The 26,082-nt window shown below is 72.6% G+C and carries 24 protein-coding genes; 6 read left to right on the top strand and 18 right to left on the bottom strand.

The window, feature by feature from the left end; genetic code table 11:
• Positions 1-188 precede the first annotated feature (188 nt).
• Positions 189-2,087, top strand: a complete 1,899-nt coding sequence (locus ACIQZO_RS01495; RefSeq protein WP_403618326.1) for an anthranilate synthase family protein — start codon at positions 189-191, stop codon at positions 2,085-2,087.
• 133 nt (positions 2,088-2,220) lie between these two features.
• On the opposite strand, the gene ACIQZO_RS01490 is transcribed toward ACIQZO_RS01495, so the two are convergent.
• From ACIQZO_RS01490 to ACIQZO_RS01475, 4 genes are all read right to left on the bottom strand, one after another.
• Positions 2,221-3,249 carry a 6-phosphofructokinase gene (locus ACIQZO_RS01490; RefSeq protein ID WP_403619189.1) on the bottom strand — a complete coding sequence of 343 codons (1,029 nt, stop codon included), beginning with the start codon at positions 3,247-3,249 and terminating at the stop codon, positions 2,221-2,223.
• 176 nt (positions 3,250-3,425) lie between these two features.
• The gene (locus tag ACIQZO_RS01485) at positions 3,426-4,070 is read right to left on the bottom strand and encodes a response regulator (protein ID WP_403619186.1); all 645 of its coding nucleotides are present in this window, start codon (positions 4,068-4,070) and stop codon (positions 3,426-3,428) included.
• Positions 4,071-4,129: 59 nt separating this feature from the next.
• On the bottom strand, positions 4,130-5,347 hold the full coding sequence (gene macS, locus ACIQZO_RS01480; protein ID WP_403618323.1) for a MacS family sensor histidine kinase: 1,218 nt from the start codon (positions 5,345-5,347) through the stop codon (positions 4,130-4,132).
• Between the two features lie 89 nt (positions 5,348-5,436).
• Positions 5,437-6,159, bottom strand: coding sequence for a lysophospholipid acyltransferase family protein (locus ACIQZO_RS01475; protein ID WP_403619183.1), 723 nt, complete (start codon positions 6,157-6,159; stop codon positions 5,437-5,439).
• 170 nt (positions 6,160-6,329) lie between these two features.
• Between ACIQZO_RS01475 and ACIQZO_RS01470 the strand changes: the two genes are divergently transcribed.
• Positions 6,330-7,109: a carboxylesterase gene (locus tag ACIQZO_RS01470; RefSeq protein ID WP_030010357.1), complete on the top strand. Its 780-nt coding sequence runs from the start codon at positions 6,330-6,332 to the stop codon at positions 7,107-7,109.
• Positions 7,102-7,695: a hypothetical protein gene (locus ACIQZO_RS01465; protein ID WP_403618320.1), complete on the top strand. Its 594-nt coding sequence runs from the start codon at positions 7,102-7,104 to the stop codon at positions 7,693-7,695. Before ACIQZO_RS01470 ends, ACIQZO_RS01465 begins: the two co-directional genes overlap by 8 nt.
• 91 nt (positions 7,696-7,786) lie before the next feature.
• Here ACIQZO_RS01465 and ACIQZO_RS01460 read toward each other — a convergent pair whose 3' ends face one another.
• From ACIQZO_RS01460 to ACIQZO_RS01435, 6 genes are all read right to left on the bottom strand, one after another.
• On the bottom strand, positions 7,787-8,536 hold the full coding sequence (locus tag ACIQZO_RS01460) for an endonuclease/exonuclease/phosphatase family protein (RefSeq protein WP_403618318.1): 750 nt from the start codon (positions 8,534-8,536) through the stop codon (positions 7,787-7,789).
• Between the two features lie 80 nt (positions 8,537-8,616).
• Positions 8,617-9,558 carry an ROK family glucokinase gene (locus ACIQZO_RS01455; protein ID WP_403618315.1) on the bottom strand — a complete coding sequence of 314 codons (942 nt, stop codon included), beginning with the start codon at positions 9,556-9,558 and terminating at the stop codon, positions 8,617-8,619.
• 61 nt (positions 9,559-9,619) lie between these two features.
• Complete coding sequence (locus ACIQZO_RS01450) at positions 9,620-10,084, bottom strand: DUF5304 domain-containing protein (protein ID WP_403618312.1); 465 nt, start codon at positions 10,082-10,084, stop codon at positions 9,620-9,622.
• A 78-nt stretch (positions 10,085-10,162) separates the two neighbouring features.
• Entirely contained in the window at positions 10,163-11,320 is a 1,158-nt protein-coding gene (locus ACIQZO_RS01445) for an ArsA-related P-loop ATPase (RefSeq protein WP_403618309.1), read from the bottom strand.
• A 33-nt stretch (positions 11,321-11,353) separates the two neighbouring features.
• Entirely contained in the window at positions 11,354-11,794 is a 441-nt protein-coding gene (locus ACIQZO_RS01440) for an SRPBCC family protein (protein ID WP_403618307.1), read from the bottom strand.
• A gap of 167 nt (positions 11,795-11,961) precedes the next feature.
• The gene (locus ACIQZO_RS01435; protein WP_403618304.1) at positions 11,962-12,777 is read right to left on the bottom strand and encodes a metallophosphoesterase; all 816 of its coding nucleotides are present in this window, start codon (positions 12,775-12,777) and stop codon (positions 11,962-11,964) included.
• Positions 12,778-13,020: 243 nt separating this feature from the next.
• Between ACIQZO_RS01435 and ACIQZO_RS01430 the strand changes: the two genes are divergently transcribed.
• On the top strand, positions 13,021-14,817 hold the full coding sequence (locus tag ACIQZO_RS01430; protein ID WP_403618301.1) for an AMP-dependent synthetase/ligase: 1,797 nt from the start codon (positions 13,021-13,023) through the stop codon (positions 14,815-14,817).
• Positions 14,818-14,826: 9 nt separating this feature from the next.
• Here the strand turns inward: ACIQZO_RS01430 and ACIQZO_RS01425 are convergent, their stop codons facing one another.
• The 7 genes from ACIQZO_RS01425 to ACIQZO_RS01395 form a co-directional block, all read right to left on the bottom strand.
• Entirely contained in the window at positions 14,827-16,443 is a 1,617-nt protein-coding gene (locus ACIQZO_RS01425) for a GMC oxidoreductase (RefSeq protein ID WP_403618298.1), read from the bottom strand.
• A gap of 167 nt (positions 16,444-16,610) precedes the next feature.
• A complete protein-coding gene (locus tag ACIQZO_RS01420; RefSeq protein ID WP_403618296.1) occupies positions 16,611-17,753 on the bottom strand; it encodes a glycosyltransferase family 4 protein in 1,143 nt (380 codons plus the stop codon).
• Positions 17,754-17,776: 23 nt separating this feature from the next.
• Positions 17,777-18,892: a hypothetical protein gene (locus ACIQZO_RS01415; protein WP_403618293.1), complete on the bottom strand. Its 1,116-nt coding sequence runs from the start codon at positions 18,890-18,892 to the stop codon at positions 17,777-17,779.
• A gap of 24 nt (positions 18,893-18,916) precedes the next feature.
• A complete protein-coding gene (locus ACIQZO_RS01410) occupies positions 18,917-19,972 on the bottom strand; it encodes an NlpC/P60 family protein (protein WP_403618290.1) in 1,056 nt (351 codons plus the stop codon).
• Between the two features lie 240 nt (positions 19,973-20,212).
• On the bottom strand, positions 20,213-21,241 hold the full coding sequence (locus tag ACIQZO_RS01405) for an NlpC/P60 family protein (RefSeq protein ID WP_403618288.1): 1,029 nt from the start codon (positions 21,239-21,241) through the stop codon (positions 20,213-20,215).
• 252 nt (positions 21,242-21,493) lie between these two features.
• The gene (locus ACIQZO_RS01400) at positions 21,494-22,858 is read right to left on the bottom strand and encodes an NYN domain-containing protein (protein ID WP_403619180.1); all 1,365 of its coding nucleotides are present in this window, start codon (positions 22,856-22,858) and stop codon (positions 21,494-21,496) included.
• Positions 22,859-22,898: 40 nt separating this feature from the next.
• A complete protein-coding gene (locus ACIQZO_RS01395; RefSeq protein ID WP_215027827.1) occupies positions 22,899-23,138 on the bottom strand; it encodes a hypothetical protein in 240 nt (79 codons plus the stop codon).
• Between the two features lie 136 nt (positions 23,139-23,274).
• Between ACIQZO_RS01395 and ACIQZO_RS01390 the strand changes: the two genes are divergently transcribed.
• Both ACIQZO_RS01390 and ACIQZO_RS01385 read left to right on the top strand, forming a co-directional pair.
• Positions 23,275-23,997 carry a rhomboid family intramembrane serine protease gene (locus ACIQZO_RS01390; RefSeq protein WP_403618285.1) on the top strand — a complete coding sequence of 241 codons (723 nt, stop codon included), beginning with the start codon at positions 23,275-23,277 and terminating at the stop codon, positions 23,995-23,997.
• Positions 23,994-24,275 (top strand): Lrp/AsnC family transcriptional regulator, encoded by a 282-nt coding sequence (locus ACIQZO_RS01385; RefSeq protein ID WP_403618282.1) that lies wholly within the window; start codon positions 23,994-23,996, stop codon positions 24,273-24,275. Before ACIQZO_RS01390 ends, ACIQZO_RS01385 begins: the two co-directional genes overlap by 4 nt.
• Positions 24,276-24,641: 366 nt before the next feature.
• On the opposite strand, the gene ACIQZO_RS01380 is transcribed toward ACIQZO_RS01385, so the two are convergent.
• Positions 24,642-26,039 (bottom strand): aminotransferase class V-fold PLP-dependent enzyme, encoded by a 1,398-nt coding sequence (locus ACIQZO_RS01380; protein ID WP_403618279.1) that lies wholly within the window; start codon positions 26,037-26,039, stop codon positions 24,642-24,644.
• Positions 26,040-26,082 lie beyond the last annotated feature (43 nt).

Raw genomic sequence — 26,082 nt, 5'->3', positions numbered from 1 at the left:
AAGGTGCCCACCATGTACGCGCAATCGCACCAGACCTGGTGGTGGCCCGCTCCCGGCGGTCCACTTCTCGCGCGTACCTGAAGACACGCACGACGCGAAGGCCGCCCCGAGGGGCGGCCTTCCGCGTTTTCGACCGTGCGGTCGAATCCCGGGCGGCGGCTCCTCCCCCCGGAAGGACGCTCCGCCCCATGGCAACCAGCCCGCTGAACCCCTTGAGCCGACTGCTCGATCCCGCCTGCCCGCCGTTCGCCCTGTTGCGCCGGCGCACCCCCGGCCGCGACCACGACATCGTCGAGGTGCTGATCGGGCAGGTGGGAGAGGTGGAACGACTCGCCGACCTGCCCGTCGGCGAGCTGCCCGCCCTGGCCCTCGTCCCCTTCCGGCAGATCCGCGAGCGCGGCTTCGACGTACGCGACGACGGCACTCCGCTGAGCGTGCTCGTCGCCGAGGAGGCGTACGAGATCCCGCTCGGCCAGGCCCTGGCCGCGCTGCCGCGACACCCGGTGCGGGTCGACGGCGGGGGCTTCGACGTCCCCGACGAGGCGTACGCGGCCACCGTGCGGCGGGTCATCGAGGACGAGATCGGCCGCGGCGAGGGCGCGAACTTCGTCATCCGGCGCACCTACGAGGGCCGCATCGACGGCTTCGGCCCGGCGGACGCGCTCGCGCTGTTCCGGCGTCTGCTGGAGGGCGAGCGGGGAGCGTACTGGACGTACGTCGTCCACACCGGGGAGCGGACCCTCGTCGGGGCCAGCCCGGAGGTCCACGTGCGGATGTCCGGAGGGACGGTCGTGATGAACCCGATCAGTGGAACGTACCGCTATCCGGCCGGAGGGCCGACCGCCGAGTCCCTCCTCGCCTTCCTCGGCGACCGCAAGGAGACCGAGGAACTGTCGATGGTGGTCGACGAGGAACTGAAGATGATGTGCACGGTCGGCGACATGGGCGGGGTCGTCGTCGGCCCGCGGCTGAAAGAGATGTCCCACCTCGCGCACACCGAGTACGAGCTGCGCGGCCGGTCGTCGATGGACGTACGGGAGGTGCTGCGCGAGACCATGTTCGCGGCGACGGTGACCGGATCTCCGGTGCAGAACGCCTGCCGTGTCATCGAGCGGTACGAAGCGGGCGGGCGCGGCTACTACGCGGGGGCGCTGGCCCTGCTGGGCCTGGACCCCGCAGGGGCGCAGACCCTCGACTCCCCCATTCTGATCCGCACCGCCGACATCGCTGCGGACGGTGCGCTGCGGGTGCCCGTCGGCGCCACCCTCGTCCGGCACTCGGACCCGGCGGGCGAGGTGGCGGAGACGCACGCGAAGGCGGCGGGCGTGCTGGCGGCGCTCGGGGTGCGGCCGGCGGCGCCGCGGCCGGCGTTCGAGGGGGCGCGGCCGGCGGACGATCCGCGGGTGCGGGCGGCGCTGGCGGCCCGGCGCGCGGACCTGGCGCCGTTCTGGCTCCGGATGCAGGAGCGGCCGGCTCCGGTGACCGGGAACGCGCTGGTGGTGGACGGCGAGGACACCTTCACGGCGATGCTGGCGCACGTCCTGCGGGTGGCCGGGCTGGAGGTGACCGTACGCCGCTACGACGATCCGGGGCTGCGGGCCGCGGCCCTGGCCTGGGACGGCCCGATCGTGCTGGGCCCCGGCCCGGGCGACCCGGCCGATTCCGCCGACCCCAAGATGCGGATGCTGCGCGCGCTGGCGGCCGACCTGCTGGCCGGGCACCGCCACGGCCTGGTGGGGGTCTGCCTGGGGCATGAGCTGCTGGCGGCCGAGCTGGGGCTCCCGCTGGTCCGCAAGGCGGAGCCGGCGCAGGGGGCGCAGATCCGGATCGACCTGTTCGGGGCCGAGGAGGTGGTCGGCTTCTACAACACCTACACCGCGCACTGCGACGACGCCGGCGCCGCGCGGCTGGCCGCGGACGGGGTGGAGGTGTCCCGCGACCCGGTCACGGGCGAGGTCCACGCCCTGCGGTCCCCCGCCGGGGGCTTCGCGGGCGTCCAGTTCCACCCGGAGTCGGTGCTCACCCTGCGGGGCGCGGACCTGCTGCGCGACCTGCTGACCGGAATCCGGGCGGCGTCCCCGGCCTAGAAGGGTCCTCGATCGCCGGACGGCCCGTGTCGATCAGAGCGCCGCGGCTGGAGTTCAGATCCCCACGCTTGCTCCCGCACCTCGAACCATGGGCCGTTTCGTCACCATACGGCCCATGGTGTCGGGTCGCCGCTCAGCCGAAGAAGACCCCGGCCTCCGTGTAGAGCGCGGGATCCACCGTCTTCAGCTTCGACGTGGCCTCCGCGATCGGCACCCGGACGATGTCCGTCCCCTTGAGCGCGACCATCTTGCCGCAGTCACCGTCGCGCACCGCGTCGATCGCGTGCAGCCCGAACCGGGTCGCCAGCCACCGGTCGAAGGCGCTCGGCGTACCACCCCGCTGGATGTGCCCGAGGACCGTCGTACGGGCCTCCTTGCCGGTCCGCGCCTCGATCTCCTTGGCCAGCCACTCGCCCACGCCGGACAGCCGGACATGGCCGAAGGAGTCCTTCGTGCCGTCCTTCAGCACCATGTCGCCGTCCTTGGGCATCGCACCCTCGGCGACCACCACGATCGGCGCGTAGCTCGCGCGGAACCGGGAGGTCACCCAGGCGCAGACCTGGTCGACGTCGAAGCGCTGCTCGGGGATGAGGATGACGTTGGCGCCGCCCGCGAGGCCCGAGTGCAGGGCGATCCAGCCGGCGTGGCGGCCCATGACCTCGACGACCAGGACGCGCATGTGCGACTCGGCCGTGGTGTGCAGCCGGTCGATGGCCTCGGTCGCGATGCCGACCGCCGTGTCGAAGCCGAAGGTGTAGTCGGTGGCGGACAGGTCGTTGTCGATGGTCTTCGGCACGCCGACGCAGGGGATGCCGTACTCCTCGTACAGCCGGGCCGCGACCCCGAGGGTGTCCTCGCCGCCGATCGCGATGAGCGCGTCCACCTCGTACTTCGCGAGGTTCTCCTTGATGTCCCGCACGCCGTTCTCCGTCTTGAACGGATTGGTGCGCGAGGAGCCGAGGATGGTGCCGCCGCGGGGCAGGATGCCGCGGACTGCGGGGATGTCGAGCGGGACGGTCCGCCCCTCGACGGCGCCCCGCCAGCCGTCCTTGAACCCGAGGAACCCGCAGCCGTACTCCTGCTCGCCCTTGCGGACGACCGCCCTGATCACCGCGTTGAGCCCGGGGCAGTCGCCGCCACCGGTCAGCACTCCGACCTTCATGGATTCTCCAATCGCCATGACGGTCACGCTAGTGGTGACCCAGGTCACAGCAAGGGTGCTGGAGGGGTCAATTCCGGTGGAATCGTGAGGCGTTGCGTACGCCCGTTCACTCGTACGAGGACGTAAGTACGATCGACGGGCGGTACGGGCGTCACCCGGACCGGTCCACGCGTCGGCTACGCGTCGTCGAGGCCGCGCTCTATGGCGTACCGGACGAGCTCCACCCGGTTGTGCAACTGGAGCTTGCCCAGGGTGTTCTGGACGTGGTTCTGCACGGTGCGGTGGGAGATGACCAGGCGCTCGGCGATCTGCTTGTACGACAGCCCCTTGGCCACCAGCCGCAGCACCTCGGTCTCCCGGTCGGTCAGTTGGGGCGCCTTCGGCTCGTCGGAGGTGGCCGGCAGCGGGTCGGTGGCCAGGCGCCGGTACTCGCCCAGCACCAGCCCGGCCAGGCCGGGGGTGAAGACGGGGTCGCCGGCCGCGGTGCGGCGGACGGCGTCGATCAGCTCCTGGGCGCCGGCGGACTTCAGCAGGTAGCCGGTCGCGCCGGACTTCACGGCCTCCAGGACGTCCGCGTGCTCACCGCTGGCCGACAGGACCAGGACCCGCAGCGCCGGATGGGCGCCGACCAGCTCCTTGCAGACCTGGACCCCCGGCATGCCCGGCAGGTTGAGGTCGAGGACCAGCACGTCGGGCGTGACGGCGCGGGCCCGGCGTACCGCCTCGGCGCCGTCTCCGGCGGTGGCGACGACGTCGAAGCCGGCCGCCGCCAGGTCGCGGGCGACCGCGTCCCGCCACATCGGGTGGTCGTCGACGACCATCACCCGGATCTCGCTCAGTCCGTTCGGCCTGCTCGGGTCGTTCACGTCGGTGCGCTCGCTCATCTCTTGTCCGTCCTCCCCCTGGGTACCTTCAGTTCCACTTCGGTGCCCTGCCCGGGGACGGACACCAGATCGGCGCTGCCGCCGAGATCGCGCAGCCTGCCGCGAATGGACAGGGCCACCCCCATCCGGCCCTCGCCCTCAGCCTGGTCGAGCCGGCCCGCCGGGATGCCGGGGCCGTCGTCCCGGACGGTCACGATCACCTCGTCGCCCCAGTCCTCGACCAGGATCCAGGCCCGCGCCCCGTCCCCGGCGTGCTTGCGCACGTTGTCCAGGGCGGCGCCGACCGCCGCGGCCAGTTCCTTCGCCGCGGGCACCGGCAGCGGCACCGGGGTGCCCGGCTCGGCGAAGCTCACCCGGGACCCGGCGTGCGGGGCGAGGAGCGACCGCAGGTCCAGCTCGCCGTCGTCGGCGCCCGGCTCGTCCACCTCGTACGTGTCCACGAGCGCGCCGCGCGACTCGTCGCGCGAGACCCGGGAGGGCTGCACCAGCCCGCTGGAGACCAGCGTGCGCAGTGCCACCTCCTGCTCCCCCGCCATCCGGCCGAGCTCCTCGGCCTCGCCGCCCAGCTCGCTGCCGCGGCGCTGGACCATGGCGAGGACCTGGAGGACCCCGTCGTGGATGTCGCGGGCGAGCCGCTCGCGCTCGCGGGTGGCGGCCTCGATCTCCAGGGCGCGGGCGAGGGTGTTCTCACTGGCCCGGGCGACCTCGACGACGTAGCCGATGGCCACCGAGGCGACCCAGACGAGCAGCACGTTGTGCAGGGTGTCCCGGGTGGGCTGGCCGCTGTGGATGAGGATGTTGGCGGCCGCCACGATGGTGGAGGCGAAGCAGGCCCAGCGCCAGCCGCCCTTGATGGCGAAGGCGAGGACCGCGCCCGCCGTCCAGATGGTGGGGAGGGTGGGGCCGCCGGCGGTGATCCGCTCGTGGTTGTCGGCGATCGGCGTCAGCGCGATGCCCACGATCGCGACGGTGAGGTCGGCGACCAGGAAGGCCTTCGTGCAGCTGGCGGCGTTGGCGACCTTGCGGGAGGTCGCGAGGGTCCACAGGGCGAGGAGGGCGAGGTACCCGGCCGCGACCCCGGGGTGCGGGAAATCCTTGTACGCGGAGGCGAACAGCAGCACCGCGTAGACCATGGTCAGCAGTCGGTAGGCCGTCAGGGCACGCCAGAGGGGCTGCTCCACCGACATGCGTACGACACGTTCGCGTTTGGCCATCTCCCCCACCCCTCGCGGGCCCTGCCGCCCGAGGCCGATCCACTCCGGCCCACGCCGAACTGCTCCGGCCCACGCCGACCTGCTCCGCCCTACTCCGACGAGCCGTCGGCCTTCTCGGCCTTCTCGGCCTTGGCGGCCTTCTCCGCGTCGGCGATCTGCCGCTTGGCCGCCGTCGCGTAGATGTCGACGTACTCCTGGCCGGAAAGCTTCATGATCTCGTACATGACCTCGTCGGTCACCGAGCGGAGGATGAAGCGGTCGTTGTCCATGCCGTGGTAGCGGCTGAAGTCCAGGGGCTTGCCGATCCGGATCCCCGGGCGCATCAGCTTGGGGACGACCTTGCCGGGCGGCTGGATCTTCTCGGTGTCGATCATCGCGACGGGGATCACGGGCGCGCCGGTGGCCAGGGCCACGCGGGCCAGACCGCCGGGCTTGCCGCGGTACAGGCGTCCGTCGGGTGAACGCGTGCCCTCGGGGTAAATACCGAACAGCTCCCCGCGTTCGATGACGTCGATGCCGCTCTGGATCGCGGCCTCGCCGGCCCCGCGGGCGCCGGAGCGGTCCACCGGGAGCTGCCCGACGCCCTTGAAGAAGGCCGCCGTCAGCTTGCCCTTGACGCCCGGGGAGGTGAAGTACTCCGCCTTCGCGATGAAGGTGACCTTCCGGTCCAGCACGGCCGGCAGGAAGAAGGAGTCGGAGAAGGACAGGTGGTTGCTCGCGAGGATCGCCGGCCCCTCCGCGGGAATGTTCTCGAGGCCCTCCACCCACGGCCTGAATGCGAGCTTCAGTGAACCGCCGATGGAGAACTTCATTGCGCCGTAGATCAACTCGAAAGCCTTCCTGTGTCTGTCGAACAGACCTTATCCCGTGCCCACACCGGCAGGAGCCCGACGACCCTGGCCGGTGCCACCCCGGTCGCGTACGGTGAAGTCACACAGAGCAACGCACCCACCCGACGTACATCCTGATCGAGGAGACCCTGGTGCCCGTCCTCCCTGGAGCCGAGCCGTTCCGCCACGAGGGCGGAGAGGTCGGCGTCCTCCTCTGCCACGGCTTCACCGGTTCCCCGCAGTCGTTGCGCCCCTGGGCCGAGTATCTCGCCGGGCGGGGCCTGACGGTGTCGCTGCCGCTGCTGCCCGGACACGGGACGCGCTGGCAGGACATGCAGCTCACGGGCTGGCAGGACTGGTACGCCGAGGTGGACCGCGCCCTGCGGGAACTGCTGGACCGGTGCGAGCAGGTGTTCGTCTTCGGGCTGTCGATGGGCGGGGCGCTGACCCTGCGGCTGGCGGCCAAGCACGGGGACGCCATCAGCGGCATCGTGCTCGTCAATCCGGCCAACAAGGTGCACGACCCGCTGGCCGTGACCCTTCCGGTGACCAAGCACCTCATCCGCTCCACCCCGGGCATCGCGAGCGATATCGCGAAGCCGGGCTCGGAGGAGGTCGGCTACGACCGGGTCCCGACGCGGGCCGCGCACTCGCTGAAGAAGTTCCTGCAGCTGGTGGACGCCGAGCTGCCGCAGGTGACACAGCCGATGCTGCTCCTGCACAGCCCGCAGGACCATGTCGTGCCGCCCGTCGACTCCGCGCGGGTCCTGGCCCGGGTCTCCTCGACCGATGTCACCGAGACCCTGCTGGAACAGAGCTACCACGTCGCGACGTTGGACCATGACGCGGAGCGGATCTTCGCGGACAGCTATGCGTTCATCGGCCGACTGGCGGAGAGCGTGGGCAGGGAGGGGGCGGAGGCCGGTGGCTGAGCACGAGGAGCAGTCGGGCGGGGTACCACCGCTGGACGAGGAAGCGGCGTGGGCGGCGATCGTCGCCGGGTACGGGCAGGAGCCGCCGGACCCGCCGGGGGCCCGGCCGTTCAAGCCGATCGAGAACCTCCTCCTGCCGGAGGAGGACGTCAAGCCGTTGCCGAAGCCGGAGCCCAAGCCGGGGCCCGGGCCCGGGCCGGACGCCGAACCGGACCCGGAACCTGAGCCTCCTGCGGCGCTGGGCAGCTCCGTGGTCTTCGCCCCGGGCGTGGGCGTGACGGGTCCCCGGGACCACTCACTGGCGGAGCCCAAGGAGGACGACCTGACTCCGGCGGAGGAGGGTCACTTCGTTCCCCCGGAGCCGGAGCTCCCTCCGGCGGACACGACATCGAAGTTCGCGTGGCTGGCGGTGGTGGGCGGCCCGGTGCTGCTCCTGCTGGCGGTGCTCCTCCAGTGGGAGATGACCTGGTGGCTGACGACGCTGGGCATCGGCGGCTTCCTGGGCGGCTTCGCGACGCTGGTCGCGCGCATGGCGCACGGCGACGAGGACGATGACGACGACCCGGGCCGCGGCGCGGTCGTCTGACGGATCCGGCCTCGTCGGCGTGTGAGGCGCGGGGGGCCGGGGGCGGTGCCCCCGGCAACGGCGCCGCCCCCGGACCCTGCAATCGGCCGGGCTACGTCGCAGCCGCAAGGCGGAGGACCGCCAGCACCGGCAGGTGGTCCGTCGCCGCCCGGAGGTCCGCGGGCGAGACGCCCGGCAGGCCCTCCGGGACCCCGCAGGCCAGCACCTCCACGCCCTTCGTGGCGAACACGGCGTCGATCCGCCGCTCCGGCGCCGCCGCCGGGAAGGTCGGTCCGCCGCCCCACGGGGCCACCGCCCGGCAGTCCTGGAGGTCGGCGGCCAGCGTCCCGTACGCCGTCCCGTCCGGCCCCTCGTTCATATCGCCCGCGGCGATCGCGTACGGCACGTCCAGACGGGCCAGCCGCTCCAGCAGCAACTCCGCGTGGGCCCGGCGCTCCGCGGCCTGGAGCGAGAGGTGCAGGGAGGCCAGGCCCACCCGCACGCCCCCGACCCGGATCACCGCCGTCGCGAAGCCCCTGCGGTGCAGGCCGGGCGTGCGCGGCAGCAGCACGTCCTCCGTGCGCTCCACGAAGACCCGCAGCGAGCACAGCAGCAGCGTCCCGGCCGCCGTCGCGCCCCCGCCCAGCACCACCAGGTCGCATGTGGCGGCGAGCCGCGCCGCGTGTTTGCGCCACCGGAAGAACCGCGGGGCCTCCTGTGCGAGGACGAGATCGGGCTCGCACGCCCGGATGACCCGGGCCAGCGCCTCCTCGTCGTCGCGCAGCGAGCGGATGTTGTAGCTGAGTACCCGGATCACGGCAGAACCGTCGGGCTCCGTACGGGACTTCGGCAGCTGGTCCATGCTTCGCAAGATACGCAGCCGCCCGCCGCTCCCCCAAGGGGCGCGGCGGGCGGCAGGTGTGGAAAGAAGGGTGAAACGGGTCAGCCCTGGCGGGCCAGGTCGGCCGCGCCGACGAGTCCGGCCTTGCCGCCGAGCTGTGCGGCGAGGACCTGGGCGTGCGGACGCCAGGCGCCACCGACCAGCCAGCGCTTGAAGGACTTGCGGATCGGATCGAGGACGAGGTCGCCCTCGTCGGAGACCCCGCCGCCCACGATGAACGCGGACGGGTCGAACAGCGAGGCCAGGTCGGCGAGGCCCGCGCCGGCCCAGCGGGCCAGCTCGCGGAAGGCGTCGATGGCCACCAGGTCGCCCTGCCGGGCGGCCTCGCTGATGTGCTTGCCCTCGATGCCCTCGGGGGTGCCGTCGCCGAGCGCGAGCAGGATCGCCGCGTTCTCGGGAGTGGCGTTGGCGCGCTGCTTCGCGTACCGCACGAGCGCGCGCCCGGAGGCGTACTGCTCCCAGCAGCCCTGGCTGCCGCAGCCGCACAGCAGCCCGTCCGGGACGACCCGGATGTGGCCGAACTCGGCGGCGACGCCGAAGCGTCCGCGCCGCAGCTTGTTGCCGATGATGATGCCGCCGCCGAGGCCGGTGCCGAGCGTGATGCAGATGACGTCGTCGTGGCCCTGGCCGGCGCCGAAGCGGTACTCGCCCCAGGCGGCGCAGTTCGCGTCGTTCTCGACGACGACGGGCAGGCCGATGCGCTGCTCGACCTTGTCCTTGAGCGGCTCGTGCCGCCAGTTGATGTTGGGCGCGAAGAGCACGGTCGCGCGCTTGTCGTCCACGTATCCGGCGGCGCCGATGCCGACGGCCTCGATGGTGTGGTTGCTGCTGACCTCGGAAACGGCGGCGCAGATGGCCTCCGTCACTCCGTCCGCGGTCGGCGGGGTGGGCACCTTGTACGTCTCAAGGATCGTGCCCTCTTCGTCGACCACGCCGGCCGCGATCTTCGTGCCGCCGATGTCGACGCCGATGGTGAGTGCCATTAGTCCCTCGGTTTCCGGTCAAACCCCGCCACGGCCAAAGGTACCCGAGGCTTCCGGAGGTTCAGTCGAGATCGATCCGCTCGGAGGGGCCTTCGTCGGGGCCGGTCTCGCGGGGGTCGCGGTCGTGGGAGGCCTGCCGGGGGGCCGGGGGTTCGTCCCGGGTCCAGCGGCGCTCGTGGCCCTCGACGGCCGAGCGGTAGGCGGCGAGCAGTTCGGTGCCGGCGGCCGCGAGGTGGTCGAAGACCTGCGGGTTGCGCTCGATGACGGGCTTGGCGGCGGTCTTGGCCTGGTCGACGATCTGTCGCACCGCACCCTGTGCGGCCACGCCGAACAGCGGGTTGTTCAGCCCGGAGACCTTGTCGGCGACGGCCTCGAAGAGCTTGAACAGCTCCTCGGCGGCGGTGCCGGTGCCCCCTGCTCCGGCCTGGCCCGCTCCGCGCAGGCGCTCCTTCTCCGCGGCGAGGTCCTCGGCGCAGGCCCTGGCCCAGGCGTCGTCGTCGGTGGGGCGGTCAGTGGCCTCGCTCATGGCGGACTCTCTCCTGCGGCGGCTGCTGGACGTGCGGTACGGGCTACCTTCGACGGTACCCGAACGGGGGTACGCGGTTCATTGCGCACGGGGCCACAGGCCCGGGTCCGGGGTGAAGCGGATGCGGAGCTCCCCCTGGGCCAGGGCGGCGCCGGACACGGTGCAGCGGCGCAGCGCCCCGGGCAGCGCAACGATCCTGCGGTGGGGGCCGGCGGTGAGCAGCAGCTCGTCGCCGCGGCGGACGAGGTCGAGGTCGCTCTTGTGCGCGCCGGGCAGCGGTACCACCCAGACGAGCACCCCGTCCTCGGCGAGCCGGTCCTCGACGGCCCAGGCCCGCCGGGGTGCGGGCGCCTCGGGCAACAGCCCGTCGGTGTCGGCGAGCCGCTCCAGGTCCTGGGGGCCGCGCGGATCGCGTCCGAGGTGGGCGAGGGCCACCACCGGGAGCTCCTCGGCCCACTCGGCGGCGTACTTCTGCTGCTGGGCGGCCAGCCCGGCGAGCCAGGGGTCGGCGGAGTCCTGCGGCACGGTGCGGTTGGCGACGAGGGCGGAGACGGGCAGCTGCTGGAGGGCGAGCCCGAGCCGGCCGGGGCGCAGCGCGGCGGCGGCGGCCGGGCCCGGTTCGGCGACCAGGCGCAGCTCGGTGGTGTCGGCCTCGATGACGGCCTGGACGGCGGCGAGCTCCTCGTCCCAGCGGGCGGCCGTCTCGTAGAGCCACTGCGCGGGCATGGGCACGCCGGCCAGCTGGGCCAGTACGGGCCGCAGCGCGCGGGCGGCCTGCCGTTCGGCGGGCAGCAGCCGGGCGAGGTAGCGGCGCAGCTGGGCGGGGAGGGCGAGGGTGGCGACGGTCTGGTGGAGCGGCGGCATGTCGACGACGACGAGGTCGGTGCCGGGCGCGGCGGCGGCCCGCCGCAGGGCGCGGAGCAGGGCGAACTGCTCGGCGCCGGGCAGCTCGGTGATCTCCTCGGCGCCCAGCGGCCGGGCCCCGACCATGCCGAGCAGCGCGGATCCGCGCTGCTGGAGGGCGACGAGCTCCTCGCGGAACTCCTCGCCGGAGTCCACCCGGGCCACCCGCAGCCCGGGGACGTCCGGCTCGCCGACCAGGGCGGCGAGCGGGTCTGCGACGTCACCGGAGAGCAGCAGCACCCGTCGCCCGCGGCGGGCCGCGGCGAGGGCGGTGGCCGCCGCCACGGTGGTCCGCCCGGCCCCGCCGGGGCCGGTGATCAGCAAGGTGTGCATGGGTACGGGTGCTCCGGTGTGCGGGAAGCGGACTCAGACGGCTTCGACGCGCTTCTTCAGGCCCGCGAGCGCCCGGTCGATGATGACCTTCTCGGCCTTGCGCTTGATCATGCCGAGCATGGGGATCTTGACGTCGACGGTCAGCTGGTAGGTGACCTCGGTGCGCTTGCCGCCGTCGATCGCGGTCAGCCGGTACGAGCCGTCCAGCTGGCGCAGCATCTGGGACTTGTCCAGGGTCCAGCTGACCTCGTCGGCGCCCTTCCAGGTGTAGGCGAGGGTGTGGTCGTCCTTGATCGCGCCCGCGTCGAGCAGCAGGCGGACCTTCTCGGCGCGCCCCTGGGTGTCGGTGGCCAGTACCTCGGCCTCCTTCACCTCGCCGGTCCACTCGGGGTAGCGGGCGAAGTCGGCGATCACGGCCATCACGTCGGTGGGCGCAGCCTCGATCGTGATGCTTGAGCTGGTGTGTTCCGCCATCGCGGTCGCTCCTCCGGGCTGGGGGGTGGTACCTCCCAGCGGCAGCTGGGGGAGTTCGAGGATGTGTGCGGCCTGGGGCCGCCGCGTGAAGGCTACCGCGCGTGTGGACGTCGCCACTCCAGTGCCTCCCGGACCCTGCCGAAGCCCGCCGTGATGCGGCTGGATCCCTACCATTCGAGGATGTAGGGCCGACCGGTGGCCGCGAAGTGGCCCACGTTCACGCACTCGGTGCTCCCGATGCGCATGCGGCGGGCGAGCGGCTGGTGGACGTGTCCGAAGAGGGCGTAGCGGGGCCGGGTGCGGCGGATGGCGGCGAGCAGGGCCTCGCTGCCGCGTTCGAAGCGGCGGGCGACGGTGTCGTAGCAGAGCTCGGGCACCTCGGGCGGGATGTGCGAGCAGAGCACGTCCACCTCGCCGAGGGCCTCCACCTTGGCGGCGTACTCCTGCGGGTCCACCTCGTACGGGGTCCGCATCGGGGAGGGCAGCCCGCCGCCGACGAAGCCGAAGACGCGGCCGCCGATCTCCACGCGCTGCCCGTCGAGCACGGTGAGGCCGTCGCGGTCGGCGTACTCGGGCCACAGGCCCGGGATGTCGACGTTGCCGTAGGTGGCGTACGTGGGGGTGGGGAAGGCGGCGAACATCCGGGCGTACTGGCGGCGTACGGCGCCCTCGATCAGGGACTCCCGGTCCAGGCCGGCCCACAGCTCCCGGCCGAAGGCGCTGGCTTCGTCGAAGCGGCGCGCCGTGCGCAGCTCGACGATCCGGTGGGCGTTCTCGACGCCGAACAGGTCGGGGAAGATCCCGCGCGAGTGGTCGGCGTAGTCGAGGAAGAGCACGAGGTCGCCGAGGCAGATGAGGGCGTCGGCGCCGTCGCCCGCACGGGCGAGGGCCTCACTATTGCCGTGCACGTCGCTCACGACGTGGACCCGTTTGCGGCCTGATCCGCTCGTACCGAACTGCGCTCCCCGCATGCTGCCACCCATGCCGCCCACCCTAGAGGTGCCTGGTGGCGGCGGGTAGGGGCACTGGAAGAGGTGGCCGGACCTGCGGTTACTTCCGAGTCGCAAGGGGGGTCGACTACTGTCGGCGCGTAAGGGCAAGGCGGGGTAAGTACAGAATGTGACGCACAGAACATCTGGCCGGTTCCCCCTATCGGGAACCCACTACCGGTGGGTAACGTCCGGTCGGTCCACATGGTGGCGATGGCGCCCAGAGGAGCAGCAGTCTTGCGCGAGTTCAGCCTTCCGGCCCTGTACGAGGTCCCGTCGGACGGGAACCTGACGGATCTCATCCGCCGCAACGCCGCTCAGCATCCAGACACCGCCGTCATGAGCCGCAAGGTCGACGGCCGGTGGCAGGACGTGACCGCGACCGAGTTCCTGGCCGAGGTCCGGGCCGCGGCCAAGGGCCTCATCGCGGCCGGCATCCGGCCCGGCGACCGGGTCGCCCTCATTTCCCGCACCCGCTACGAGTGGGTGCTGTTCGACTTCGCGATCTGGAGCGCGGGCGGCGTCACCGTCCCCGTGTACGAGACCAGCTCGCCCGAGCAGGTCCAGTGGATCCTCGGCGACTCCGGCGCCGTGGCCGTCATCGTGGAGAGCCCGGCGCACAGCGCGTCCGTGGCCTCGCTCCGCGACCGGCTGCCGGAGCTGCGCGAGGTCTGGGAGATCGAGCAGGGTGCGCTGGAGACGCTGAAGGCCGCCGGCGCGGAGATCTCCGACGCCGAGGTCGAGGAGCGCAGCAGCCACGCGAACGCCGACGACCCGGCGACGATCGTCTACACCTCGGGCACCACCGGCCGCCCCAAGGGCTGTGTGCTGACCCACCGCAACTTCTTCGCCGAGTGCGGCAACGTGGTGGAGCGCCTGAGCCCGCTCTTCCGCACCGGTGACTGCTCCGTGCTGCTCTTCCTGCCGGCCGCGCACGTCTTCGGGCGCCTGGTCGAGGTGGCGGCCGTACTGGCGCCGATCCGGCTGGGCTGCGTACCGGACATCAAGAACCTGACGGACGAGCTCCAGTCCTTCCGTCCCACACTGATCCTCGGCGTCCCCCGCGTCTTCGAGAAGGTCTACAACTCGGCGCGCGCCAAGGCCCAGGCCGACGGCAAGGGCAAGATCTTCGACGCGGCCGCGGAGACGGCGATCGCCTACAGCCGCGCGCTGGACGCCCCGGGCGGCCCGTCGCTGGGGCTGCGCCTGAAGCACAAGCTGTTCTCCAAGCTGGTCTACAGCAAGCTGCACACGGTCCTGGGCGGCCGCGGCGAGTACGCGATCTCCGGAGGCGCCCCGCTGGGCGAGCGGCTCGGCCACTTCTTCCGCGGTATCGGCTTCACGGTGCTGGAGGGCTACGGCCTCACCGAGTCCTGTGCGGCCACGGCCTTCAACCCGTGGGACAAGACGAAGATCGGTACGGTCGGCCAGCCGCTGCCCGGCTCCGTGGTGCGCATCGCGGACGACGGCGAGGTGCTGCTGCACGGCGAGCACATCTTCAAGGAGTACTGGAAGAACGAGACGGCGACCGCCGAGGCGCTGACCGACGGCTGGTTCCACACCGGCGACGTCGGCACCCTCGACGAGGACGGCTACCTCGCGATCACCGGCCGCAAGAAGGAACTCATCGTCACGGCGGGCGGCAAGAACGTCGCGCCGGCCGTGATCGAGGACCGGATCCGCGCGCACGCGCTGGTCGCGGAGTGCATGGTGGTCGGCGACGCGCGGCCCTTCGTGGCGGCGCTGGTCACCATCGACGAGGAGTTCCTCGGCCGGTGGGCCGCGGAGAACGGCAAGCCGGCCGGTGTGACGGCGGCGGAGCTGCGTGAGGACGCAGAGCTGATCGCCGCCGTCCAGAAGGCCGTGGATGACGGCAACGCGGCGGTGTCCAAGGCGGAATCGGTGCGGAAATTCCGCATTCTGCCCTCCCAGTTCACGGAGGAGTCGGGCCACATCACGCCGTCGCTGAAGCTGAAGCGCAATGTGGTGGCGAAGGACTTCGCGGACGAGATCGAGGCGCTCTACCGCGGTTAGTCCGGGGCGCTAGCGGGGATCCTCGGCGAGGATCCGGGCCATGTTCCGCTCCGCGAGGGCGGTGATGGTCACGAACGGGTTCACGCCGAGCGATCCGGGGATCAGGGAGCTGTCGACCACGTACAGCCCCTGGTAGCCCTTGGCCCGCCCGTACACGTCGGTGGCGTCCCCGAGGACGCAGCCGCCGAGCGGGTGGTAGGTGAAGTTATCGGCGAAGGGCCGGTTCCCGCCGAACAGGTCGTAGCGGTAGATGGTGAAGTTCCGCCGGTTGATGCGGTCGAAGAGGTTCTTCGCCGCGTTGACCGAGGGCGTGTTCTGGTCCCGCCGCCAGTTGAGCCGGGCCGAGTCGGTGGCGGCGTCGTAGGTGAAGTGCCCGCGCTCCCGGTTCTTGGTGATGGCCAGGTACATCGAGATCCAGTGCTCGATGCCCATGGGGAGCGGGGCGATCTCGGCGAAGACCGGGTTCGCGGCGTTGTCCCAGTCGTCGATGCCCATCGCGGGCATGGTGGCCTGGTTGCAGCCGACCGTGTCCCACAGGTGGTTGGCCCGGGCGGTCATGACATTGCCGTTGGGGCCCCAGCCGAGCCCGACCTTGTCGCTGAGCGCGGGCAGTGTTCCGCTCTCGCGGGCCCGCAGCAGGATCTCGGTGGTGCCCAGGCTCCCGGCCCCCAGGAAGAGCTGTTTGCAGCCGAGTTCGCGGACCTGGGTGACCCGTCCGGTGATGTCGCTGGTCCGGACCGTCAGGATGTACCCGCCGGCCGGGTCGGGCCGTACGCCGACCACGCGCTGCATCGTCTCGATGGTGACGTTGCCGGTGCCGATGGCAGCGGCGAGGTAGGTCTTGTCGACGCTCTTCTTGCCGTGGTTGTTGCCGTAGATGACCTCGCCGGCCAGGGCCGAGCGGGGGGCGGTGCCGGCCGCCTCGCGCTTCATGTACTCGAAGTCGTAGACGTTGGGGACGAAGACGGTCTTCAGGCCGGTGTTCTGGGCGTGCTTGCGGGAGATCCGGGCGAAGCGGTACCACTCGGTGGACTCGAACCAGGCCGGGTCGATCTCGTTGACGCCGAGCATGGCGCGGGCCCGGGGGTAGTAGGTGCCGTACATCTCGTCGGCGTCGACCTGGGGCAGCACCTCGGAGAAGTACGAGCGGCGGGGCGTGGGGGCCATACCGCCGTTGACGAGCGATCCGCCGCCGACGCCCCGGCCGACGTACACGGACATGTCGCCGTAGTTCACGCGGTCGAGGACGCCGGGGTACGGGCTGATGTCGCGGTTGACCACGTCGAGCCAGAGGAACTGGGCGAGCGGGGCCTCGGTGCGGTTGCGGAACCACATGGAGCGCTGGTCGGGCGCGGAGGTGGAGGGGAAGACCTTGCCGTCGGCCCCGGGGGTGTCCCAGAGCCGGCCCATCTCCAGGACGACGGTACGTACGCCCGCCTGCCCGAGCCGCAGGGCGGCGACGGCGGATCCGTAGCCGGAGCCGACGACGATGGCGGGGGCGTACTGGGCGGCGGCGGGCTCCACGGCCGCGGCGGAGGCCGCCCCGATCCGGGTGAAGCCGAGCGCGGCGGCGGTCGAGAGGGCGCCGAGGCCGAGCATTTGACGGCGCGTCAGATTGGGTGTCATGGCCGCATCATGGGCGGAATCCGGCCTTCCGGCCAGACGCCGTCTTGACAGGCATCTGAGAGACAGTCAGACGTGGCGTTGCGGGCTTCCGCACATCCGGCCTCACCGGCGTTTGAGGCGCGGGGGTCCGGGGGCAGGGCCCCCGGCAGCGGCGCCGCACCCGGCATTCAGAGAAGCTCGCGCAACCGTTCCGCCAGGATGTCCCAACGCCATTTCTCCTCGACCCACGCACGGCCGGCGGCGCCCATCCGCGCCCGCAGCTCCGGATCCTTCAGCAGCGTGACGATCCGGTCCGCCGCGTCCTCGGGGGACCCGCCCCGCACGACCCAGCCCGTCTCCCCGTCCAGCACCGCGTCCGGCGCCCCGCCGGAGTCGCCCGCGATCACCGGCAGACCCGTGGCCGAGGCCTCCAGGTAGACGATGCCGAGGCCCTCCACGTCCAGCCCGCCCCGACGGGTCCGGCACGGCATGGCGAAGACGTCCCCCGCACCGTAGTGCGCCGCGAGCTCCGACCACGGGACGGCTCCCGTGAAGACCACCGAGTCCGAGACCCCGGTGGAGACGGCCAGCGCCCGCAGGTCCGCCTCGTACGGCCCGCCGCCCACGATCAGCAGCACCGCGTCCGGCACCGTCGCCAGGATCCTCGGCATCGCCTCGATCAGCGTGTCCTGCCCCTTGCGCGGCACCAGTCGCGAGACGCAGACGACCACCGGCCGGTCCGTCAGCCCGAGCCGGGCCCGCACCTGTGGCCCGCCCGATCCGGGGTGGAAGGTCTTCTCGTCCACCCCCGGCGGGAGTTGCACCATCCGGGCCGCCGCCCGGTCGGTGACCGCCGAGGCGATCCGCGAGCGCGTGTACTCCCCCAGGTAGGTCAGGGTGTCCGTGCCCTCGCCGATCCGCCGCAGCAACTGCCGCGCGGCCGGCAGCTGGGCCCAGCCCGCCTCGTGCCCGTGCGTGGTCGCCACGATCCGCCGCGCACCCGCCCGCCGCAGCGCGGGCCCCATCAGCCCGAGCGGGGCCGCCGCCCCGAACCACACCGACTCACAGCCGTGTTCACGCAGCAGGCCCACCGCCCGCCGCGTCACGCGCGGGGTCGGCAGCAGCATCGTCGTACGGTCGCGGACCACCTGGAACGGCTGCTCCGCGTCGAAGGCCGCGGTGGCCTCGCGGCCCTCCGCGCTGTGCTTCCACGTGGAGGCGTAGACGACGATCCGGTCGGGATCCAGCCGCAGCGCCATGTTGTGCAGGAAGGCCTGGATGCCGCCCGGTCGCGGCGGGAAGTCGTTGGTCACGATCAGCGTCTTGTGCATCGCTGACAACGTACCGGACGCCGTCAGCGGAACTCCTTCCGCAGGGCCTCCCGCCAGTCCTTCGTCAGCCCGTCCGGGTCGCTGCCGAGGGCCTCCCGCAGCGCGACCGGCCACGGCTCGCGCCCCGCCCTCCCGTACAGGTCCACGAGCGCCGCCTCGCCCCGGCGGTCCGCGATCATCCGGCAGGCCAGCCAGGCGCCCTCGTAGGCCCGGGCCAGCGCTTCCGGGTCGCCGCCGAAGGCGAAGTCCCGCGTCCGGGGCAGCTCACCGGGCAGCTCGCCCCGCCGCACGGCCCGGGCCAGCGCCGGAGCGGCCTGTTCCGGGGTGGCCGCGGTGCCGCGGTACGCCGCCCAGTCCGCGAAGCCTTCGGAGAGCCACAGCGGGGTGGTGGCGGTGGTCGCGGCCCGGGTGGCCACATGGGTGACCTCGTGGGTCAGGACGACCCCGCGGCCCGCCGGGCTGAGCTGCGCCCACCCGGCCGGATTGACGACGACCCGGTCGGCGGGGGCGGGGGCCGCGCCCACCCGGCCGGTCGTGACCGCCCCCATGCCCCCGTACTCGGCGGCCGGGCGGCCCAGCAGCTCCGCCATCCGCTCCAGCGAGCCGGGCACCAGCACCACGGCCCGTCCCGCCCAGGGGCCCGGCCAGGCCCCGCTCGCCGCGGGCACCGCCCGGTCGGCTTCCGCCGCGACCGCGGACAGCGTCGCGGGCTCCTGCCCGACGCCCAGCACCAGGGAGTGCGCACCACGGACCACCGTCACCGGGCCCTGGTCCCACAGCTGCGGCAGCGCGCCCGGCGCGGCCCGGTCCCCGGTGACCCGCCACCGTCCGCCCTCCCGGACGACGCGCACCTCGCGCGCCGACCCGGCCGCGGCCGGGTCGTAGCCGCTCAGCCGGTAGCGCAGGTCCGCCCGGACGGTGGCCTGCCCGCCTTCGCGCCGGACCGCCGAAACCTCGTACGCCCATCCCTCCAGCGGGATCCCGGCCAGCGGCTCGGGCGGCGTCCGCGCCCAGTCGGCGACGGCCTCCCGGATGTCCCGCTCGGCGCCGTCGCGCGGGGCGGGCGCCGCGCACCCGGCGAGCAGCGCGCTCAGCAGGAGCGGCAGCACGCGTGCGAGGGACCGGCGGACGGGGGGCATCCGACGATCGTACGCACGGGTGGGTCAGGGGCGGGTCACCGAGGAGACGGGCATCATCCCGACGGGGTCGTAGCGGACCCGGGCCCCCGGGTACGGGGCGTGCACCACCTGGCCGTTGCCGACGTACATGCCGACGTGGCTGGCGTCCGAGCGGTACGTCACCAGGTCGCCCGGGCGGGCCTGCGACAGCGGCACCTGCCGGCCCGCGTACCGCTGGGCCTGCGAGGTGCGCGGCAGCGAGACGCCCGCCTGCCGGTACGACCAGACCATCAGCCCGGAGCAGTCGAAACCGGAGGGGCCGGTGGAGCCCCACACGTACGGGCGTCCGACCGCGGCCCGGGCGGCCATCACGGCGGTCGCGGCGCGGCCCGAGGAGGCGCCGAGGGCGGGCAGGTCGGGCAGCCCCTCGGAGCGGCCTCCGGAGCGCGAGGAGCGCTCGTAGTCGGCCCGCTCCTCGGAGGGCATGGCGTTCAGCAGCCGCCGGGCGGCCGCGAGCTTCGCGGTGACGGAGCGCTTGTGCCGGGCCACGTCGGAGCGCAGGGCGTCGAGTTCGGCGAGTTTGGATGAGGCCTCCTGGCGCTCCTGGCCGAGTTCGCGCTGCTCCTCGCGGAGGTCGGCGAGCTGCCGGGCCTGGCGGCCGGTCAGCCGGTCGAGGGCGGCGGCCTGCTCCAGGTACGCGTCGGGGTTCTCGGCCAGCATCAGCCCGACGGCGGGGTCGATGCCGCCACTGCGGTACTGGGCCCCGGCGAAGGTGCCGAGGACGCCCCGCATGGTGTTGATGCGCTCCTGGCCGCGAGCCACCGCGTCCTGGGCCCGGTTGACCTCGACGCGGAGCCGGTCGGCCTTCTCGCCCGCCTCGTTGAAGCGCTCGGTGGCCTGCTCGGCCTCCTCGAAGAGCCGGTCGACCTGGGCGCTGATGCCGGTTCTCGCCCCGCCGCCGGGTTCGTGCGGGAGACCGGGGGCCGCGCTCGCGGGTACCCCCGTCATGGCGACCGCGGCCGTGGCCGCGGCGGCGGTGAGGACGGTGACCTTCGTGTTCCGGTCGAGGCTGCCGAGCCCGGCCCGGCGATGGGACGCCACGTGAAACCGCTCCCTTCCGCTGTGCGGGGCCCGGGTCCGCCCTCCGTGGGCGGCCGTGTGCCGGGTTCCGCGCTGGCAGACAGTAGCGGCGCGACCACGCACCGACCAACGACCGCCGGAGGGCGCACATGCCGACGCCCCGCAGGAGACGCAGGTCACCGGCGGGGCGTGCGGTCAGACTCGGGCCCGGGAATTCGCCCGGATGGGCGGCGTACGGCGCGTCCCGGATCGCGGGGCGGGTCAGCCGATCCGGACGCCGAACTGGAACGGCATGTTGTCCATGGACTCGTACTTGATGCCGCTGCGCGGGTTCGAGGCGTGCAGCGTCATGTTGTTGCCGGCGTAGAGGCCGACGTGGTGCAGGTCCCCGTAGAAGAAGACCAGGTCACCGGGCTGGAGCTGGCTGCGGCTGATGCGGGTGCCGTCGTTCACCTGGGTGAAGGTGGTGCGGCTGATGTTGACGCCGGCCTGCTTGTAGGCCCACTGCGTCAGCCCGGAGCAGTCGTAGACGTTGGGGCCGGTGCCACCGGACTGGTAGGTGAAGCCCAGCTTCGTCTTCGCGGCGGCGAGGGCGGCGCCGGCGCGGCCCGAGGCCTTGACGTCGCCGAGGTCGACGCGGGAGCTGTCGCTGCGGCTGGCGCGCGACTCCTCGTCCTTGAGCGCGGCGCGCTCCTGCGTGGTGAGGGTGTTCAGGAGGGCCTGGGCCGCGGCGAGCTTCTCGGCCGAGGCCTTCTTCTTCTCGGCGAGCTCCTTGCGGGTCGCGTCGAGGTCGGCGAGCTTGCCGGCGGCCTCCTGGCGCTGCTGCGCGAGGGTCCGCTGCTTGGCCTGGATCTTCTGGACCGCCTCGACCTGCTTGCCGCTCAAGTGCTCCAGGGAGGAGGCCTTGTCGAGGTAGCTGTCGGGGTCCTCGGAGAGCAGGAGCCCGAGGGAGGGGTCGATACCGCCGGTGCGGTACTGGGCGCTCGCCATCGAACCGAGCGTGCTGCGCAGGTCGTTGAGGTCGCCCTGGCCGCGCGCGACCTGGTCCTGGAGCTGGCCTATCTCCTTCTCGAGCTTGTCCTGGCGCTCCTGGGCGCCGTTGAACTTCTCGGTGGCCTGCTCCGCCTCTTCGTAGAGCGCGTCGACCTGGGACTTGACCTCGTCCTTGCTCGGCTTCGCCGGCGCGGCGGAAGCGCTCTGGGCGGTGAGTGCGACGGCCGCGGCCGCAGTGGCGGTGAGCAGGGTCACGCGGGTGCGGTTCGGCTGCTTGGGTCGACGGTGGGACGCCACGAAGGCGAGCTCCTTCTTCCTAGAGCCGCCGAAGAACGCAGCTCGGCAGCACCCTTCGCCGCCACCCCGAATGAGTGATCTACCGCACGAAGGTTTGACCAGACACTAGTGACCCAGTTGTGATCAGTTCAAATCCTGCCGGGAAAAACTCGCCCTCCGACCAGGTTCTTTACCTACGGCGCACGCTCTGTGCAGGCCACTTGACGGTGCGTCCTCCACGAGTCCCGCCAATTCGGGCATTGGGGCCAGTAGTTATGAAACGCGCGAAAGCCGCTTCAGCAACAAGGCGGACGTCACCGGCCGCGCACCCGCCTTGGCCACCCCGTCGGCGACCTCCCGGTCCGTGGAGACCACGACCACCGGCCGGCCGGGCGGCTCCGCTCGCACCAGCTGGCGGATCAGCTCGTCCGCCGTCACACCGGCCTTCGAGAACAGCACCCGCACCCCGCGCGGCGGCGCGAGCAGCACCGGGGCCGCCAGCTCCGCCCCGTCGAACACACAGGTCATCTCCGCGCCCGTCTGCGCGGCGAGCATCGACAGCCCGCCCAGCAGCCGCAGCCGCTGCTTCTCCAGCGGCATCGTCGGATAGCCGGTCTTGGTCACGTTGTAGCCGTCGACCACCAGATGGGCCTGCGGCAGCGCCAACAGCTGGTCCAACAGCGCCGGATCGGTCTCCGACAGGGCACGCGCCGCGATGTCCTTCGGCGTCATCCGCCCCGGCTCCACCGCGTCCACGGTGTCCGCCGGCCGCGTCGAGACCGGCGGCAGGGCCAGCTCCCGGCGCAGCCCCTGGGCCGCGTCCAGCACCGTGTCCAGCAGCAGCCGCAGCCTCATGTCCTCGATGCTGCGCCCCTCACGGGTGGCCCGGCGCGAGGTCTCCAGCGCCGTCTCCACCTCGGCGAGACGGGACTTGAGCCGCCGGCTCTCACTCTCGGCCGCGGCCACCCGGGCCGCCGCGTCGCCACGGATCCCGTCGATCTCCGCATTCACCTTGCGCAGGGCCGCGTCACCCCGCTTGACGTCGCTGAGAGCACTGCGCAGCTTGCGCTGAAGCGATTCCGCTTCCTTGCGGGCCGCGTCCAGCTCGACCCGCACCTGATCCCCGCCCGCGCGCTGCAGCTCCCGTACGTGGGCCAGCTCCTCGCGCAGCCGCTCCAGCTCGCGCCGGGTCTCCTCGCCCACCCGCTCGGCGTCGGCGCGCTGCGCCTCCTCGCCCGCGGCGGCCACCAGCTTGACCCAGCCGTTCGGCCGCAGGACGAAAGCGGCGGCCGCCACGTCCAGCGGATCCGCGGCGGCCGGCGGAGAGCCGGCCTCCAGCGCGGCGGCCAGGTCGGCCTGCGCCTCGCGCAGCTTCTCGGCGACCCGGCCGCGGAACACCGCGTCCGTCTCGACCGCCGCGGCCATGGCATTGCCCGCGAACTTGGCGCGCCGGGTCGGGGTGAACCGGGCATACTGGCGCAGCTGCGCCGGGAGGTCCGCGACCGTCAGCGCGCCGAAGGCGTCCGAGACGAGCGCGACGACCCGACGCCGCACGCCTTCCGGCAGCGGGTGGTCGAGCGCCTCCGCGGCGTCGCCGGCCGCATCGGCCGGCTCAGCGCCGCTTGCTGGCTCCACAATCCGTCACCCCTACCGTGATCTTCCTGTGGGTGCGCCTCCGTCAGGAGTCCGCGCCCGGCCTGTCCACGAGCTCGATCTGGTCCACCGCGTTGCACCAGCGGCAGCGGACCGACTCGATGGTCTCATTGACCACCTCGCGCTCCTCGACCTTGGGCTCCCCGGCGAGGTCCAGGTGGACGTACTCCACGACCTTCGACGAACGGGTGACGTCGAAGCGCGTGAGGTTGCCGCACAGGGTGCAGCGCCACCGGGTGGTGTCCGTCGGCTGGGGAACCGTCATCAGGCCGCTCTCTCCTTCGTAGCTGATTCAATTAAAGCCGTCCGAGCCGCCGTATGCGTCGTCCTGCGGACCGCAGCTCGTAACCCTACGGCCTGCCACCGCTTCAGGTGGGTCCCCTTACGTCATGCTCTGTCACATGATCGTAAAGTGGCGGGCCGTTCGCGAGGCCGCCCGGGGACCGGTGGTCACCCATGCGCTGATCGCGGGCTGCGCCGTGGTGTTCGTACTCGGCCCGGCCTCGGGACTGAACCCGGTCTACGGGACGGGGGAAGAACTGCTGTCCAACGGGGCGGCGTACTTCCGGCGCTGGGGCGTCGTCCCGGACGAACTGTTCACGGGCACCCCCCGCGCCTGGCTGACCCCGCTGACAGCACTGTTCGTCCACGGCAGCTGGCTGCACCTGCTCGGGAACATGCTGTTCCTCTACGTCTTCGGCGCGATGGCACAGGAGCGGATGGGCCGCCCGGCGTTCCTCGTCTTCTACCTCTGTACGGGCTACCTGGCGATGGCGGCGTACGCGGCGGCCAACGCGGGGTCCCCGCAGACGCTGGTCGGGGCGTCCGGCGCGATCTCGGCGGTGCTGGGCGCCTTCCTCTTCCTGCTCCCGCGGGCGAGGGTGACGAGCCTGTTCCCGTTCCTCTTCTTCCTGCCGCTGCGGTTCCCCGCGTGGATGGTGCTGCTGTTCTGGTTCGCCCTCCAATGGGTGGCGGCGCAGCGCGCGGGCAGCGGGCCCGGGGTCGCCTATCTGGCCCATCTGGTGGGCTTCTCGCTGGGCTTCGTCTACGCGTGGGCCCGGTATCGGGGTACGACTAGAGTGAGTCGACCAGCGACGGCCACCGAGGGAGACAGCCAGCCGTGATCACCGCGATCGTGCTCATCAAGACCAGCGTGGACCGGATCCCCGAGATCGCCGAGTCCATCGCCTCCCTCGAGAACGTCAGCGAGGTCTACTCCGTCACGGGGACGTACGACCTGATCGCGCTGGTCCGCGTGGCCCGCCACGAGAACCTGGCGGACATCATCCCCGGCCGCATCAGCAAGATCCCGGGCGTCGAGGCGACGGACACGCACGTGGCCTTCCGCACGTACTCGCAGCACGACCTGGAGGCGGCGTTCGCGATCGGCCTCGACGCGTAGCGCCGGCCTCGACGGTCCGACCCCGGTCGCGGCGCGGCCGGTGTGGTGTGCCGGCCGCTGCCCGGACCCGCGCCTCGAACGCCGGCGAGGCTGAATGTGTGCGGGGCCGTTCCCACTCCCCTTCGCACCGGTGTGGGCCCGGCCGTGGGGCGGGGACACGCAGGAGGGTCCCCGCAGGACGAGGCGCGACCGCGGCCGCCCGGCCGGGACATACCCCGCGCGCGCCGAGCCGAGGAGACCCTCCTGCCGGGCACCGACCCACCCTTTTCAAGTCCCGCCGAGTACGGACCACCCTGAGCCTCGCCGGCGATTGAGGCGACCCCCGGACAGGGCAAGGCCGCCGCACACCGCCGAGCCGACCGCAGGTCACACCGCCGGGACGCAGCGGCCTTCCTCCGTGCGGTACTGCCACTTCGCACCGTCCGCGACGAGTTCCTTCACCGCGCGGACGAAGCGGTCCACGTGCTCGTCGGGGGTGCCCGCGCCGAAGCTGACGCGGATCGCGTTCAGGGAGCGCTCGCCCGGCGCGGCCTCCGGGGCTCCGCATTCGCCCTGGGCCTGCGGCTCGCTGCCGAGCAGGGTGCGGACCAGCGGGTGGGCGCAGAACAGCCCGTCGCGCACGCCGATCCCGTACTCCGCGGACAGCGCCGCCGCGAAGTGCGAGCTGTTCCAGCCGTCCACCACGAAGGAGATGACGCCGACCCGCGGGGCGTCGTCCCCGAAGAGGGAGAGGATCCGGACCGCCGGGACCTCCGCCAGGCCGCTGCGGACCTTGGCGATGAGGTGCTGCTCGCGGGCGACGAGGTTCTCGAAGCCGGCCTCGGTGAGGGCCTTGCAGGCCGAGGCGATGGAGTAGACGCCGATGACGTTCGGGGAGCCGGCCTCGTGACGGGCGGCGGTGGTGTGCCACTCGACGTCCACGCCGCCGTCCTCGCGCCGGGCGACCTTGCGGGAGGCGCCGCCGCCCGCGAGGTAGGGCTGGGCCTCCTGGAGCCAGTCGGCGCGGCCCGCGAGGACGCCCGAGCCGAAGGGCGCGTAGAGCTTGTGCCCGGAGAAGGCGACCCAGTCGACGTCCAGCTCCTGCACGGAGACGGGGTGGTGCGGGGCCAGTTGGGCGGCGTCCAGCACAATGCGCGCGCCGTGGGCGTGCGCGGCGGCGGCGAGTTCCTTCACCGGCCACAGCTCGCCGGTGACGTTGGACGCCCCGGTGACGCAGACCAGCGCCGGGCCGCCGGGCTCCCGGTCGGCGAGCGCCCGCTCGAGGGTGGCGACGGCCTCGGCCGGGGTGCGCGGCGCGTTGAGGTAGGTGACCCGGGCGTCCACCCACGGCAGGAGGGAGGCGTGGTGCTCGGTCTCGAAGACGAACACCTGGCAGTCGGCGGGGAGTACGGCGGCGAGCAGGTTCAGCGAGTCGGTGGTGGACCGGGTGAAGACCACCTGGTCGGCGGGGCGGCAGTCGAGGAACTCGGCGACCGTGACCCGGCTCTGCTCGAAGAGGTCGGTGGAGAGCTGCGAGAGGTACCCGGCGCCCCGGTGCACGCTGCCGTAGTACGGGGCGTACGCGGCCACGTCGTCCCAGACGCGCTGCAGGGCGGGGGCGCTGGCCGCGTAGTCGAGGGCCGCGTAGGTGACCTCGCCGCCGGTGACGAGGGGGACGGTGACGTCCCGGCCGAGGACCGCGAGCGGCTCGGCACAGGCGGGGTCCACGGCGGTGGCGACGGTGGCGACGGTGGCGACGGCAGCGGTGTTCAGGGATGCGGACATGGCGATATCTCCCGGCAGGCAGGGCTGAATGGCTTCGGCGTGC

Origin of the sequence: Streptomyces sp. NPDC097617 (assembly GCF_044761485.1) — a bacterium.
Lineage (GTDB): Bacteria > Actinomycetota > Actinomycetes > Streptomycetales > Streptomycetaceae > Streptomyces.
Note: the sequence above shows the minus strand (reverse complement) of the source record. Positions and strands in the feature narration are given on the sequence as shown.

Bases quoted from the DNA above. Each gene is read 5' to 3' on its own strand.
- ACIQZO_RS01495 (WP_403618326.1), top strand. From the start codon at position 189: ATGGCAACCAGCCCGCTGAACCCCTTGAGCCGACTGCTCGATCCCGCC.
- ACIQZO_RS01490 (WP_403619189.1), bottom strand. From the start codon at position 3,249: ATGAAGGTCGGAGTGCTGACCGGTGGCGGCGACTGCCCCGGGCTCAAC.
- ACIQZO_RS01485 (WP_403619186.1), bottom strand. From the start codon at position 4,070: ATGGTCGTCGACGACCACCCGATGTGGCGGGACGCGGTCGCCCGCGAC.
- macS (WP_403618323.1), bottom strand. From the start codon at position 5,347: ATGGCCAAACGCGAACGTGTCGTACGCATGTCGGTGGAGCAGCCCCTC.
- ACIQZO_RS01475 (WP_403619183.1), bottom strand. From the start codon at position 6,159: ATGAAGTTCTCCATCGGCGGTTCACTGAAGCTCGCATTCAGGCCGTGG.
- ACIQZO_RS01460 (WP_403618318.1), bottom strand. From the start codon at position 8,536: ATGGACCAGCTGCCGAAGTCCCGTACGGAGCCCGACGGTTCTGCCGTG.
- ACIQZO_RS01455 (WP_403618315.1), bottom strand. From the start codon at position 9,558: ATGGCACTCACCATCGGCGTCGACATCGGCGGCACGAAGATCGCGGCC.
- ACIQZO_RS01450 (WP_403618312.1), bottom strand. From the start codon at position 10,084: ATGAGCGAGGCCACTGACCGCCCCACCGACGACGACGCCTGGGCCAGG.
- ACIQZO_RS01445 (WP_403618309.1), bottom strand. From the start codon at position 11,320: ATGCACACCTTGCTGATCACCGGCCCCGGCGGGGCCGGGCGGACCACC.
- ACIQZO_RS01440 (WP_403618307.1), bottom strand. From the start codon at position 11,794: ATGGCGGAACACACCAGCTCAAGCATCACGATCGAGGCTGCGCCCACC.
- ACIQZO_RS01435 (WP_403618304.1), bottom strand. From the start codon at position 12,777: ATGGGTGGCAGCATGCGGGGAGCGCAGTTCGGTACGAGCGGATCAGGC.
- ACIQZO_RS01425 (WP_403618298.1), bottom strand. From the start codon at position 16,443: ATGACACCCAATCTGACGCGCCGTCAAATGCTCGGCCTCGGCGCCCTC.
- ACIQZO_RS01420 (WP_403618296.1), bottom strand. From the start codon at position 17,753: ATGCACAAGACGCTGATCGTGACCAACGACTTCCCGCCGCGACCGGGC.
- ACIQZO_RS01415 (WP_403618293.1), bottom strand. From the start codon at position 18,892: ATGCCCCCCGTCCGCCGGTCCCTCGCACGCGTGCTGCCGCTCCTGCTG.
- ACIQZO_RS01395 (WP_215027827.1), bottom strand. From the start codon at position 23,138: ATGACGGTTCCCCAGCCGACGGACACCACCCGGTGGCGCTGCACCCTG.
- ACIQZO_RS01390 (WP_403618285.1), top strand. From the start codon at position 23,275: ATGATCGTAAAGTGGCGGGCCGTTCGCGAGGCCGCCCGGGGACCGGTG.
- ACIQZO_RS01380 (WP_403618279.1), bottom strand. From the start codon at position 26,039: ATGTCCGCATCCCTGAACACCGCTGCCGTCGCCACCGTCGCCACCGTC.